This window comes from Microbulbifer variabilis (assembly GCF_052467165.1).
In genome coordinates this window covers 4,058,737-4,072,710 of sequence record NZ_CP174301.1, presented here as the reverse complement: position 1 = coordinate 4,072,710, position 13,974 = coordinate 4,058,737, and the positions used below count along the sequence as shown (strand labels likewise).

The following is a 13,974-nucleotide window of genomic DNA, read 5'->3' as shown; positions in this document are numbered from 1 at the left end:
TAAACAGGTATGGCTATGCAGACTGCTGTCAACGAGTTTTTGACACCGCGTCGTATTGACGTCACCGAGTACAATCCGAATCACGCCAAAGTGATTTTGGAGCCCCTGGAGCGTGGCTTTGGCCACACTCTTGGCAATGCGCTGCGTCGCATCCTGCTGTCCTCCATGCCGGGCTGCGCCGTCACCGAAGTCGAAATCGACGGTGTCGAGCACGAGTACAGCGCGATTGAAGGTGTGCAGGAAGATGTTATTGAAATCCTGCTCAACCTGAAAGAAATCGCGGTTGTTATGCACGGCAAGGATCAGGCGGTATTGAGCCTGAGCAAGAAGGGCCCAGGTGCGGTAACTGCTGGAGATATCCAGGTAGATCACGATATCGAGATTGTGAATCCTGAGCACGTGATCGCCAATATCACTGGTGATGTGGAACTCAACCTGCGTCTCACCGTAGCGCGCGGTCGTGGCTATCAGCCAGCGGACGCTCGCCGAGACGAGGAAGAGGAAAGCCGCGCGATTGGCCGTCTGCAGCTGGATGCTTCATACAGCCCGGTACGTCGTGTTTCCTACAGTGTGGAAAGTGCACGTGTGGAGCAGCGCACTGACCTGGACAAGCTGGTTCTGGACCTGGAGACCAATGGTACCCTGGACCCAGAAGAGGCAATTCGCCGCGCCGCTACGATTCTGCAGCAGCAGCTTGCAGTTTTTGTAGACCTGGAAGGTGAAAAGGATGCGCAACCGAAAGCTGAAGAGCCCGAAGTTGACCCGGTACTGCTGCGCCCAGTAGACGACCTGGAGCTGACCGTACGTTCGGCCAACTGTCTGAAAGCAGAAAACATTTACTACATCGGTGATCTGATCCAGCGCACCGAAGTTGAGCTGCTGAAGACGCCGAACCTTGGTAAGAAGTCTCTGACAGAAATCAAGGACGTACTCGCTTCCCGTGGTTTATCCCTGGGTATGCGCCTGGAAAACTGGCCGCCGGCCAGTCTGAAAGGCGACAGCAAGTTAAGCCCCCTGTAAGCATTTGGTAGTCGCGGCGGTGCCGCGACTAGTAGAAAGAACCCGAGCGGTGCCACAGCTTAGCGCGACACCGCTCCAGAACGACCTGCTGTGACAGCAACTTAGGTCGTAAGGAATTGAGTCATGCGTCATCGCTATAGTGGCCGTAAATTCAGCCGCACGAGCGCTCACCGCAAGGCCATGTTCAAGAACATGAGCGCCTCTCTGGTGGAGCACGAACTGATCAAAACCACACTGGCCAAAGCCAAAGAACTGCGCCGCGTTGCCGAGCCGCTGATCACTCTGGCTAAGAAAGACAGTGTTGCCAACCGCCGTCTGGCTTTCGCTCGTATCCGTGACAAGGATGCTGTGCGCAAGTTGTTCGACGAGTTGGGTCCTCGTTACGAAGCCCGTCCTGGTGGATATATTCGTATCCTGAAGTGTGGGTTCCGCGCTGGTGACAAAGCACCAATGGCTTATGTTGAGCTGGTAGATCGTCCTCAGGTTGAAGACGAAGCTGCGGAAGCGTAAGCTTGCCAACTAGCCATAGTGCTACGGAAGGCCGGTCATAGACCGGCCTTTTTTATGCGTTTAGAAGGGTTTGTATGTCTTTTGAACAATTACTGAGTAACTTGAACCCCCACATTGTAGCGAGCCTGAGGCGTGCTATTGAGTTGGGTAAATGGCCTAATGGTGTTGTTATTACCCCAGAGCAGCGTAGGCTTTGTGGAGAGGCTGTAGCCAACTGGGAGGCACGGAACCTGCCTAAGGAGCAGCAGGTAGGCTATGTAACTCCGAAGGCCTCAGAAGAACCTTGTGCGAGCAAAAAGGATGATGAGCAGCCATTGAACTGGGTTTAATATCGCACAGATTGAGATCATGGTTTTTGTTTTCAGCAGGCTTTAGAGATATTGGCGCAAATATCTACATCTGGGACGCCCTTTCCATTCATCACTTCAGCTTTCTCTGCTTATATAGTTACCGACATAGAAATATAAAATTTCCAATTTGCTCGGTAACTGATTATGAAAAAACTGATATTGCTTGCCGGCGCAGTAACTCTAGCAGTTGTTGGCATTGATCACTACGATATTGATGTGCAGGCCGGTGTTGCCAAAGCTCGGCAATTTATAACTCCTTTAACCGAAAATAGTGAATTAGCGAAGGATATTGCTGAGCGTATACCGTGGTCACAGCTGGAAAATGCGGAAGTGGAGGAGTTATTGGACCACCCCCGTGTGAAAGCTTACCTGGACCAGGAAAAGGCGAAGAAGGCTTTGCAGAACTATTTTGCAAATCTTGGAAACCTATCCAGTGAGGAGGCCTGGGATACGATAGAACAAGTGGAAAGTGAAAAGCGAGTTACCGGTTACGAGGCGCTGTCCTTAAAGCTCGCCTGGCTGGAAAAAAATAGTATCAACGAAGCTGAGTTCAAGCGGCGCGCGGAAGAGCTGTTTAATATCTACCGTGAGCAGGCCCAATCAGTTATTAGTCACTATGATCCCCATACAGAGGTGCCTGGCTTCTCAACATATAAAGATCTTGAAAGGTCTATTGTTGAAGAAGTGCAGCAAATGACCTCCTTCCCAGATGGAATGAGCAAACATGAGTACCTTCGTAAACGCCTGCAAGAAGCACGGGAAACTGTTTACGGCTCCTAATTAGATAGCAGTGCCGCTAGTAATAAACTAACAGCACTGCTTTCTTTCAGGCTTTACCTACATGAACAGGCCGATCAGGTCGTAAAACCAATTACTATTGTTTTCAAAGTCTGAAACTTTATCCGTTTCGTAGGCGCGAATCATACCCCCACCGTTATGGTTCACAATGTTGTTGAGAAAATCTTTTAACTCCAGTCCATGTTCTGCAATCTCACCATAGTGCAAGTCGATAATGGTAGTGCAATGGCTCTCGTTAAGATTACGGAACATCGGGAAGTAGTAGCCCCAATTACTGGTTTGGTCCAAGAGAGGGATTAGATTCTCATGGGTGTCCTTTTGCCAGCGTTGGCGCAGTTTATTTAAGCGAGAGTTGGCATCTGGATCATTGTAAATATCTTCGTAGAAGCGCTCATAGGAGTATGAAGAAAAATTACCGTCAGCCAGGAAGTGTGTGATACCAAGGCGATCTGTGGGAAATTTATTTGATAATGCACTGTATATCGAAGCCAGCTGATTGCTATCAAACCCTGGAGTAAAGGATTTTATCGCATTAATTGGGTTCTCTTCATTTGGGTCCCCGTCAGTTGTGTAGGTGGTCCAGGAGTGAAGAACTTCGTTATGTAACGGTAACGATGGGTACTCGGTGCTGTTATCACTATCTAAAGGTGCTTTATAAAGTGGGCCAGAGTCATCAATTAAATAACCATAGTCGACATCCATATCCTCGCGAAGTTTTGTATAATTTAACAGGGCCCCTACACTTCCAGCGCTGCATCCAGCAGTCAGCATTTGTTTAGGCTTCTGTAAATTATTTTTTACCCACGAAGTGACAGCCTGGACATTACGTAATCCATTATGGTGCCAAATTAAATCTGGATTTTGACCGCTGGAATCTTCATAAATCTCTGTTTTATCTCCAACATAAATATCACCGGTACAATAGGGAACATATACTAAATTCCACTCACCAGTCTTGTATTGGTTATAGGGATGGTGGGTGTAGATTAAGGGAGATACGCCGGCAGTCGTCAGGTTATCTAGATTACTGAAATCTAATAAATTTATGTTGCTGAGATAGTCGTCAGGAATGCCATTGGGGTTACGTGCCCCGCGAATGCCCGCCTGCCCTGAACAGCTCTCATAATCCCAGCATGCACCGCCACCCTCAAAATAGAAAACGGTGTTGCTAGTATCGGGCACTCGGTATACGAAGAATTTATAGGGGGAGCCGTTGCCGCACATGGCGCCTGTGTTGGCAGGAACGTCGATTTTTTGCCAGGTGTTGAAATCGCTGGGATCGAAGTCATCGTTAAAGCTGGGATCATCTATTGTTAATGGATACATCCCTTGGGCCTGCTCGGTAGTTACAGGAGCATTAGCACTGGGTGGATTAAATAAATGTTTTAAAGTTGTCCAAAAATTGTAATCTCCGGGCTCTGCTTGAGCATAGGAGGTGATTAGAAATGAGCTGGCAATCAGTGCCGTAATAAAACCACGGAGAATTCTTATCATTATTAATCCCCTTGAGGTAGTTGATATATTCTCTCTGGACCAGGTCGAATTGGGGGCGCTAAGTATAGAGGTCGGTTGTGGCCTCTACTCCTGCAAGTCAATTAGAACACTCGTCCAAATCGCTGCTTCGGTAAAACCCAAAGAGGTTAGTTAATATTGATCTTCTGGTCTAGCAGGAGCCGTATAAAAACTTATTGGTCATTAAGGACTGCTTGGTCCAGGCGGATTTATTGAAGATATTTTATTAATGTTTGAAATTTTTTGATTTTGGGTAAGATGTGTTTCTATTGAAACCGGTGATGCTAGAAGTGACAAGCTTTGGTTTTCAAAATAAAGAGGTATGTAAGGAGTGAGAATATTGTTTGCTCTATGCTCTTAGTTCGGAATTCTAAATAAGAAAAAATACTTTCAGAGAGTAAGTAAATCCCTGGTTTCTGTAGCAATCTCCCTTTGTAGTTTTTCCAAACTTTTCTGCTTTTCGCGTAGAATTATTCTCGCGTTTTCCAAGGTAATTACCTGAAAACTAATTTTATCTAATGCGTTTAGTTGACCCAATCTGTGGAGGTCTGCCCGGATGACATGGGCCAGCCGGGGATAACCACCGATAGTTTGTCCCTCTATAAAAGAAATGATGGGTTCACCATTCTCGGGAATTTGGATGCTCCCTGGATATAGACCGGACGAGATCATTTTCCCTGAAGTTTCAGTAAGAGCTTCACGACTAGGATTAATTGAGGGAGATAGGCGTATCCCCATACGGTTACTCTGAGCGGATACCTGAAAAGAGGTCCCGCTGAACTTTTCCATGATTTCCTGGCTAAAACTACCAGCTTCCGGGCCATGTACCACCCTTATTAGGGGGCGTAATTTATAATTGGGTTGAAGTTCACGTTTTAGTTTTGCAGGCCTAGCTGTCCAAGTATCTACGAAGCCAATTCTATCACCATTTTCAATGGCTCTATCATGATGTCCGCCAAAACCACTGATTAAATGGGTTGCAGTACTGCCTAAAATCATAGGGGTCGATATCTTTGCAGAAATACCTATATAAGCACGCATACCGCTGATAAGTTTAGAAAAATTCAGAATATCTCCACGTTTTACCTGGATAACCCTGTAATACTCAATGGCCCTGTTATTTAAAGATGTTTTGAATTGCGCTCCGGTAATGGCTATTGAGACATCACAAGTGAACTCAATAAGGGGACCGGTCAAGGTAATTTCCAGCACAGGGTTATTTAATGGGTTGCCCAGTAACATGTTTGCGAGTTTCATAGAGAGAGGATCTGCGGCCCCCCCAATGGGAATGCCATAGTGCATTAGGCCGGGACGGCCATAGTCCTGGATGCTAGTTTGTAACCCTGCCCGGATAAAGTGCATGCTCATGGATAGCTTTCCTTAGAGTATTTACACTGTACTTGCGGTGCTATGTCATTAAATTCTGACTCACTGATAGAGTAGAATTCGATGGTATCCAAGGGCTGGGCAATAAAGGGGGATGTATTGTAAGGCTGGAAGAGTTTGATAGGCGTTTGCCCAATAATTTGCCAACCACCTGGTGTGGCCTGTGGGTAGATCCCAGTCTGGCCGCCACCGATACCAACGGCACCTGCGGGAATGTGTAAGCGCGGCGCTTCTTTTCGCGGGCAATGTAGCTTGGGGTCCAGTCCACCCAAATATAAAAAACCGGGAGAAAAACCCAGCATATGCACTAAATAAACGGAAGTGCTATGTAGCTCAATAATTTCTTCAGGTGTTAGGCCTGTGTATTCGCTCACAGTAAGCATGTCTGGGGCAAAAGAATTTTCATAGCATACTGGAATGCGGATTACGCAGGGTTCTCTTTCCAGGAAGTGGGAGTTCGTGGCCTTTAAGAATTTTTTGGTCAGAGTTTTCACTTCCCGTGAAAGCGATTCGTCAAGATATAAAAGTGGATCAAAAGTAATAGTCAGGCACTGGTAAGCGGGAATCAGATCGATAACTTTTAGGTCGTCCTGCTTGAGAATGTACTGTCGCAATCCAATTATATATCGACTAAGGAGTTCACTGGGTTCAGCTGAAAAGCGAATATCCAGCGCGCAATCCCCATTTGCAATGATGTCAAACTCGAGTTTTAGGAAACGCGGCTTTTCTTGGGTAGATATCACGAGCCGATACTCAGCCCATGATGGTGTAGATGGTTGATCAGCCTCTGTGCAATATTAACCGCCTGGGGGTTGTCCCCATGTAAACATATTGTATCGACAGAAAATTTAAGGGGTGTGCCATGATAACTTGCAAATTTCTTTCCCTTAGCTAGCGCAACAGCCCGCTCAAGGCATAAATCTACGTTACTCAGTACGGAACCTGGCAGGGAGCGAGGCGCCAGTTTATCTGGAGTTAAATATTGCCGATCCATAAAGCCCTCTCGATAAAATATGCGGCCTTTCTCCTTGGCTATAACTTCCATTGCGCCATTGGCTAAGCCGATAATTTTCAGAGAGGGATATTCTTCATTGAGTAAGGAGGTAATTTTTCGTGCTAGCACTATATCTGCTTCTGCATCGTTATATAGAGCTCCGTGCAGTTTAATATGATCGAGATGCGCCCCTACTTCCTGAGTAAGGCCTTGCAATAGTTCAAGTTGCTCGTATAAAGAGTCGAGCAACTGATTGATGGAAATTTTTATTGATTTGCGCCCAAAATTTTCCCTATCAGGGTAGCTGGGGTGTGCGCCAACTTGTAACTGGTGTTTTCTTGCATTGATAACGGAGAGGCGCATTATCTCTAGGCTTCCCGCGTGCGCGCCACAGGCGATATTACAGCGGGAGATAAAGGGCATAAGTTGAGCATCCTTTTCACAGCTGGCTAGATCAACACCTTCACCTAGATCGCAGTTGATATCAATATGCACAATGCTTGCCTCTGAAGTCTTAATTGGCGCCGCTTAAACAAATAGGTTCTGTTTTTTTATTTTTTATTATGGGGGCAATGTTTTACTTCAGAGGAAATTTGAACTCCCTTTGATTCGTAACAATCACCCAAGGGTGAGCAAAAGCATGCTTCAACTTCAATATGGTTTCGAAGCATGTCGAGCTTTTCCCAGAGCGGGTCACTTGCCACTGTTCTTTGCAACGTTAAGAATTTTATAGATGCCTGAGCAGGAATGATGGCTTGTTCCAATATCACCGTGTTCAAACCGCTCTGGTTGGCAAGAATACTATCACCTTCTTTTTTAAGTTCACTTATAGCTTCATATAATTTCTTTTTTTCCTTGGCGCAGCAGCCGTCTAGAAAAGTATCTAAGTCAGGGTAGGTTTTATTTTGGTATATGAACTCTAGGTTCTTTAGGATGGCAGGCCCTGCGCCGGCATTATGCAAAGCGAAAATTATAGTTGCTTTTTGAGTTGATCCGTCAAAGTTGCCTTGGTCAAATTTAACGACTGGCATCGTCATTACTCTGACCTGTTTATTAGCTGCTTTAGCTTGAAGATAAGTGGCGTAAAAAGAGGCTATAGAAATAAAGATGGCGCATAGTGCAATTATTAAGTTGAGCCTTTCCTTATTAAGATATTTCATAATTATGTGCCTACAAGTCAGTCAGAACTGGAGTGCGCTCTGTTTGTTTTCTATAGTGGAAAATCGGCGCCATTTGCTAATAAATATGTTAGCTGTTTTGGTGGTTTTTTACTTTACAGCAAATAATGGCGTGTATAGGTGTTAATCTGTTGGGCAATGATCTACCTCTGCAGACATTTTTTGAGAATTTGATTGATAACAATTTTCAAGTGGAGAGCAAAAATAGGAAGACACAGTAATGTTCCATCTTTCTTTGTTGAGTTTTTCCCATAGCTCAGCGGTTTCCTCTCCACGAGAGGCTGCAAGAAGCGTGTATTTGTCCTGTGCTGGAATTATAAATTCCCTTCTCTCTCCAGACCATATGGATCCATTCTTGGAGAGAGAATAGGAGGAATTAGATTTAGCCTCTCTAATTTTCTGTCGCACTATCCTGAATTCTTCTTTGCAGCAGGCCTGTAGAAGCTCAAAGTAATTAGGATAGCTATTGCCACCATAATGGTATTCAATGGATTTCAGGATGCCGGTTTTTAGACTGGCACCCTATCTCACTTAACTAACTAAGCATCGGTTTCAGAAAACGTCCGGTATGGGAAACTTTTATTTCAGCAACTTCCTCAGGTGTCCCAGCAGCGATGATCTGCCCACCGCCTGAACCGCCCTCGGGGCCCAGGTCTACGATCCAGTCTGCAGTTTTGATAACGTCTAAATTGTGTTCTATTACAACTATCGTATTACCATGGTCGCGCAGGCGGTGCAGAACATCCAATAACAGTTGGATATCGGCAAAGTGTAGGCCGGTTGTGGGCTCGTCGAGGATATATAAGGTTTGCCCTGTATCTCGCTTGGAGAGTTCGCGGGATAGTTTCACTCGCTGGGCCTCACCGCCGGAGAGCGTGGTGGCTGCCTGGCCGAGCTTGATATAGGAGAGGCCTACATCCATTAGGGTTTGTAACTTTTTGGCGATTACTGGCACGGGATCAAAAAACTCCCGAGCATCTTCTACTGTCATCTCCAGCACTTCGTGGATATTCTTGCCTTTGTAGTGTACTTCCAAGGTTTCACGGTTATAGCGTTTACCATGGCAGGTATCACAGGGTACATAGATATCTGGTAAGAAGTGCATTTCCACCTTGATCACGCCGTCACCCTGACAGGCCTCGCAGCGCCCGCCCTTAACATTAAAGCTGAAACGTCCAGGCTTATAGCCGCGTGAACGAGCTTCTTGGGTGCCGGCAAACAGATCGCGAATTGGAGTGAAGATGCCGGTGTAGGTAGCCGGATTGGACCTTGGGGTACGCCCGATGGGGCTTTGGTCTATATCCACGCACTTGTCGAAGTTTTCCAGCCCATGGACAGCCTTGTAAGGGGAGGCCTTTAGGGTGGTGGCCTTGTTGAGGGCAGTGGCAGCAAGCGGATACAAGGTGGTGTTAATTAACGTGGACTTGCCGGAGCCTGAAACACCCGTGATACAGGTAAATAGCCCAACGGGAATCTCTAAGTCAACATTCTGCAAGTTGTTACCGCTGGCTCCTTCGAGGCGCAGAACATAATCGGGGGCAGGGATGTAACGCTCTTCTGGTACGGCAATTTTCTTTTTCCCTGACAGGTATTGGCCGGTTAGGGATTTCTTGCACCTGGCAATCTTATCAGCGGTGCCAGCCGCGACCACTTCGCCACCATGAACGCCGGCACCGGGGCCGATATCGACAATAAAATCGGCACTGCGAATGGCGTCTTCGTCGTGCTCAACAACGATTACGGTATTACCAATATCACGGAGGTGGGTAAGTGTATTCAGTAAGCGCTCATTATCCCTCTGGTGTAGACCGATGGAGGGCTCGTCGAGGATATACATTACGCCGACAAGGCCGGCACCGATCTGACTGGCGAGGCGGATCCGTTGTGCCTCACCGCCGGATAGGGTTTCTGCACTGCGGTTCAGAGTCAGGTAGTTCAGACCTACATCTACAAGGAAGCGAAAGCGGTCTCGCAGCTCTTTAAGAATCTTATCGGCGATCTCTTTCTGTGCGCCTTTGAAGGTCAGTTCGTGGTCGAAATAATCAAAGGCGTCGCCAACGGGTAACTCGGTAATCTGCGCCAGTGTACGGTTATCCACAAATACATGTCGAGCCTCACGGCGCAAACGGGTGCCGTGACACTCAGGGCACTTTTGTGTGCTCAAGTATTTAGCCAGCTCTTCGCGTACAGACTGGGATTCTGTATCCCTATAGCGGCGCTGGAAGTTGGGGATAATCCCCTCGAAGGTATGCTGGCGCACGGTGACATCACCGCGATCATTGACATAGCTGAAATCGATTTCCTCATCGCCACTACCCTGCAGGATAATTCTGCGATGGGTTTTACGAAGCTTTTTCCAGGGTTTGTCGAGGTCGAATCCGTAATGTTCGGCGAGGGAGTCGAGCATATGGTAGTAATAGATATTGCGTCGGTCCCAGCCGCGAATGGCGCCCTCGGAGATACTGCTTTCCTGGTCGAGAATCACCTTGTCTTCATCGAAGAACTGCTTGACTCCCAGGCCGTCACAGCTGGGACAAGCACCGGCAGGATTGTTAAAGGAGAACAGGCGTGGCTCCAGCTCATCCAGTGAGTAGTCACATACTGGACAGGCATGGCGGGCTGAAAAGAGGCGGTCTTCCTGGTCACCATCCATAAAGCTGATGGAAGCGATACCATCAGTGAGATTTAAAGCGGTCTCGAAGGATTCAGCCAGGCGCAATTGCAGGTCTTCACGTACCTTAAAGCGATCTACCACCACCTCAATGGTGTGCTTGCGGCGCTTATCCAGCTTGGGGGTATCGTCCAGGTCGCAGATAAGCCCATCGATACGTGCACGTACAAATCCGTCTCGACGCAGCTGCTCGAACACATGTTGATGCTCGCCTTTGCGATCGCGAACCACAGGTGCCAATAACATGATCTTGCTGCCTTCTGGCAGGGCTAATACCTGGTCCACCATCTGGCTAACAGTTTGGGCCTGGAGTGGCTCATTGTGCTCCGGGCAGCGAGGCTCACCTACCCGGGCAAATAATAGCCTTAGATAGTCGTAAATTTCAGTGATGGTACCCACTGTAGAGCGCGGATTGTGGGAGGTGGACTTCTGCTCAATGGAGATGGCAGGAGACAGGCCCTCTACGGTATCCACGTCGGGCTTTTCCATCATCGATAGGAACTGACGCGCATAAGTGGAGAGAGACTCAACATAACGGCGCTGGCCCTCTGCGTAGAGAGTATCAAATGCCAGGGAGGATTTACCGGAACCAGACAGTCCGGTTATCACGATCAGCTTGTCGCGGGGAATGTCGAGATCGATATTCTTCAGGTTGTGGGTGCGCGCACCCCTTACATAAATCGTGTCCACGCTCTACCTATCTACTGATAATACTGGGCCGGACTTCGAACTTGTTACGCTCAGGGCGATCACAACTGCGGTGCCGGAAAAACAGCCAAGTATAAACTCGCTACCCGATGTGCCAAAATCGTCTGCCGCAAATATCCAACAGCCAAGCAGATTGAATTGATGATTCCCGTAATTCTCTGTGGCGGCACAGGTTCTCGTCTGTGGCCGCTCTCCCGTGAAGCCTACCCAAAGCAATTTTTACCTTTAATTGGTAGCGAGACCATGTTGCAGGCTACGGTGCGGCGCTTGGAGGGAATACAGCAGCTGCAGGCCCCCATTTTGGTGTGCAATGAGGAGCACCGCTTTGCAGCTGCAGAGCAATTACAGGAGATCGGCCATGGAACTCAGTCTATCCTGCTGGAGCCCTGTGCGCGCAATACGGCGCCGGCTATCGCTCTTGCGGCTTTAGCGGCTCTGGAGGGTGGTGATGACCCGTTGCTATTAGTATTGCCGGCGGATCATGCTGTGGCTGATGTCACGACTTTCCAAGAGGCTGTGCAATCGGCAAGTGCTTTGGCGGAGCAAGGGCACCTGGTAACATTTGGAATTGTGCCAACACGTGCTGAAACGGGATATGGCTATATTCGCCGTGGAGAGCTCTTGACAGCAAAGGCCTGGAAAGTGGCGGAATTTGTCGAGAAGCCTGACTCCGAGACGGCTGAGTCTTATCTGGCAGGAGGTGAGCATTGCTGGAACAGTGGCATGTTCTTATTTCGCGCTTCCCGTTACCTGGAAGAGCTGGGGCAGCACCGTGGAGATATACTCACCGCCTGCCGAGAAGCCTATAAAGGTGCTGTTAGGGATTTAGACTTTACACGTGTGAATAAAGTCGCTTTTGCTGCCTGTGCTGATGAGTCCGTGGATTATGCGGTGATGGAGCTCACTGAATCTGCCGCGGTGGTGCCAATGGATGCGGGCTGGAGCGACGTAGGTTCTTGGCTCGGACTCTGGGAACTGGCAGAACGGGATACCGATGACAATCTGCTACATGGAGATATCCTGCTGGAAGAGAGTGAGGGTTGCCTGGTGCGATCAGAGAGCCGTTTGGTAAGCCTGTTGGGAGTGAAGGATCTGATAGTTGTAGACACTGATGATGCTTTGCTGATCGCTGAAAAACAGCGGGTTCAGGAGGTTAAGAAGCTGGTTAACAGTCTCAAGCGCTCTGGCCGCAGCGAGGCCCAGCGCCATCGCAAAGTCTATCGTCCCTGGGGCTATTACGACTCTATTGATGCCGGACCGCGCTTCCAGGTCAAGCGTATTGTAGTTAAGCCGGGACAGCAGTTGTCCTTGCAGATGCACCACCACCGCGCCGAGCATTGGATCGTAGTGCGGGGTACCGCCAAGGTAACTCGTGGTGAAGAAGAGCTGTTGATCACAGAAAATCAGTCCACTTATATCCCCTTGGGGGTGGTGCACAGATTGGAAAACCCTGGAACCATTCCCCTGGAATTAATTGAAGTCCAATCCGGCAGTTATCTTGGAGAGGACGATATAGTCCGCTTTGATGATGACTATGGTCGCGGTTAGAAAAGCCCGAAAGTTGTACGCCTTCCACTACAGCCTGGCGGCTGCTCGCTGTACAATGCGCGCCCAATTTAACGCTGTTCCGGGAACTGCATGAATTCCACTGAGCGCCGGGCCCTGGGCGGGCTGGCTTCCCTTTATGTCTTTCGCATGCTCGGCCTGTTTATGGTATTGCCGGTTCTCACAATTTACGGTGAGGGTTATCGCGATAGCACACCGATGCTATTGGGATTGGCGATGGGTGCCTATGGGCTGAGCCAGGCACTGTTACAGATTCCTTTGGGCCTTCTGTCCGACCGCTGGGGACGTAAGCCGGTTATTTATACTGGCCTCGCGGTTTTTGCCTTAGGCAGTGTTATTGCCGCGCAGACAGACTCTGTTTATGGCCTGATTGTGGGTAGGATTCTACAGGGATGTGGAGCGATTGCCGCAGCAGTGATGGCGCTGGTTGCTGATCTCACCCGGGATGAGAAGCGAGGCATTGCCATGGCTATCATAGGGGCCTCTATAGGGGTGGCATTTATGCTGGCGGTAATATTGGGCCCTGCTCTCGCGGGAGCAGGGGGACTCCCGGTTATCTTCTGGGTGACAGCAGGGCTGGCAATTCTGGGGATGTTGCTGGTCTGGCGAGTGGTGCCCACTCCCCAGGTGGCAAGGCGCCCAGCGGTTTTCAGCGGTGGTTTTCGTAAGGTTTTGGTTAGTGGCCTTACCTGGAGATTGGTTTCAGGAGCGTTTTTTTCTCATCTCTTATTAACAGCTATGTTTGTCGCCCTTCCATTGGTGTTGGTCGACAGGCTTGGCTGGCCGGCGGGAGAGCATTGGAAACTATATGGCCCGCTGATGCTGGGTACTTTTATCCTGATGCTGCCTCTGATGCGGGCGGCAGAGCGCAGCGATAGAGTGGGGCTCGCTTTGAATTTTGCCTGTGTTGCCCTGGTGGGGGGGAGCGCGGCATTGCTGCCTATAAATGGCCCCGTAGCTGTTGTGCTGCTGCTAGGTATTTTCTTTACTGGTTTTAACCTGCTTGAAGCTCTGTTGCCAGCCCAGCTGACTCGCAAAGCTCCTGAGAATGCCCGTGGCGCAGCTTCAGGGCTCTATGCCACACTGCAGTTTTTCGGCACTTTTGTAGGCGGTAGTCTGGGGGGATACCTTTTTGGCCTTGGGGGTGCCAGTGCCGTAGCATGGCTCGGTTTTTCCGTTCTGTCTGTTTGGATTCTGCTTTGGTGGTTGTTGCGGGAGCGGGAGCCAAAAGCTCGAGAGGGTAGTGCTTACTAACTGGTAGTGTCTGTTGTATGCTGCTGG

At 48.8% G+C, this 13,974-nt stretch carries 13 protein-coding genes; 6 read left to right on the top strand and 7 right to left on the bottom strand.

Features of this window, described 5'->3' with window-relative positions; translation table 11 throughout:
• Positions 1–15: 15 nt before the first annotated feature.
• The 4 genes from ACJJIP_RS18135 to ACJJIP_RS18120 all read left to right on the top strand — a co-directional run bounded on the left by ACJJIP_RS18135 (position 16) and on the right by ACJJIP_RS18120 (position 2,660).
• On the top strand, positions 16–1,020 hold the full coding sequence (locus ACJJIP_RS18135) for a DNA-directed RNA polymerase subunit alpha (protein WP_026304886.1): 1,005 nt from the start codon (positions 16–18) through the stop codon (positions 1,018–1,020).
• Positions 1,021–1,143: 123 nt separating this feature from the next.
• Positions 1,144–1,530 carry a 50S ribosomal protein L17 gene (gene rplQ / locus ACJJIP_RS18130; RefSeq protein ID WP_020411409.1) on the top strand — a complete coding sequence of 129 codons (387 nt, stop codon included), beginning with the start codon at positions 1,144–1,146 and terminating at the stop codon, positions 1,528–1,530.
• 74 nt (positions 1,531–1,604) lie between these two features.
• Entirely contained in the window at positions 1,605–1,859 is a 255-nt protein-coding gene (locus ACJJIP_RS18125) for a YeaC family protein (protein WP_444945752.1), read from the top strand.
• A 165-nt stretch (positions 1,860–2,024) separates the two neighbouring features.
• A complete protein-coding gene (locus tag ACJJIP_RS18120; protein ID WP_444945751.1) occupies positions 2,025–2,660 on the top strand; it encodes a hypothetical protein in 636 nt (211 codons plus the stop codon).
• Positions 2,661–2,717: 57 nt separating this feature from the next.
• On the opposite strand, the gene ACJJIP_RS18115 is transcribed toward ACJJIP_RS18120, so the two are convergent.
• From ACJJIP_RS18115 to uvrA, 7 genes are all read right to left on the bottom strand, one after another.
• The gene (locus ACJJIP_RS18115) at positions 2,718–4,172 is read right to left on the bottom strand and encodes a pectin acetylesterase-family hydrolase (protein ID WP_020411412.1); all 1,455 of its coding nucleotides are present in this window, start codon (positions 4,170–4,172) and stop codon (positions 2,718–2,720) included.
• A 408-nt stretch (positions 4,173–4,580) separates the two neighbouring features.
• Entirely contained in the window at positions 4,581–5,558 is a 978-nt protein-coding gene (locus ACJJIP_RS18110; RefSeq protein WP_020411413.1) for a 5-oxoprolinase subunit C family protein, read from the bottom strand.
• The gene (pxpB, locus tag ACJJIP_RS18105; protein WP_020411414.1) at positions 5,555–6,319 is read right to left on the bottom strand and encodes a 5-oxoprolinase subunit PxpB; all 765 of its coding nucleotides are present in this window, start codon (positions 6,317–6,319) and stop codon (positions 5,555–5,557) included. Before pxpB ends, ACJJIP_RS18110 begins: the two co-directional genes overlap by 4 nt.
• Positions 6,316–7,065 (bottom strand): 5-oxoprolinase subunit PxpA, encoded by a 750-nt coding sequence (gene pxpA / locus ACJJIP_RS18100; protein ID WP_020411415.1) that lies wholly within the window; start codon positions 7,063–7,065, stop codon positions 6,316–6,318. The genes pxpB and pxpA overlap by 4 nt, the downstream gene beginning before the upstream one ends.
• A 56-nt stretch (positions 7,066–7,121) precedes the next feature.
• A complete protein-coding gene (locus ACJJIP_RS18095; protein WP_444945750.1) occupies positions 7,122–7,730 on the bottom strand; it encodes a hypothetical protein in 609 nt (202 codons plus the stop codon).
• Positions 7,731–7,871: 141 nt separating this feature from the next.
• The gene (locus ACJJIP_RS18090) at positions 7,872–8,156 is read right to left on the bottom strand and encodes a hypothetical protein (protein WP_444945749.1); all 285 of its coding nucleotides are present in this window, start codon (positions 8,154–8,156) and stop codon (positions 7,872–7,874) included.
• A 127-nt stretch (positions 8,157–8,283) separates the two neighbouring features.
• Complete coding sequence (uvrA, locus tag ACJJIP_RS18085; protein ID WP_353377125.1) at positions 8,284–11,109, bottom strand: excinuclease ABC subunit UvrA; 2,826 nt, start codon at positions 11,107–11,109, stop codon at positions 8,284–8,286.
• Between the two features lie 159 nt (positions 11,110–11,268).
• On the opposite strand from uvrA, the gene ACJJIP_RS18080 reads away from it, so the two are divergent.
• Positions 11,269–12,675 (top strand): mannose-1-phosphate guanylyltransferase/mannose-6-phosphate isomerase, encoded by a 1,407-nt coding sequence (locus ACJJIP_RS18080; RefSeq protein WP_353377126.1) that lies wholly within the window; start codon positions 11,269–11,271, stop codon positions 12,673–12,675.
• 90 nt (positions 12,676–12,765) lie between these two features.
• The gene (locus tag ACJJIP_RS18075) at positions 12,766–13,947 is read left to right on the top strand and encodes an MFS transporter (RefSeq protein WP_353377127.1); all 1,182 of its coding nucleotides are present in this window, start codon (positions 12,766–12,768) and stop codon (positions 13,945–13,947) included.
• Positions 13,948–13,974: the final 27 nt, after the last annotated feature.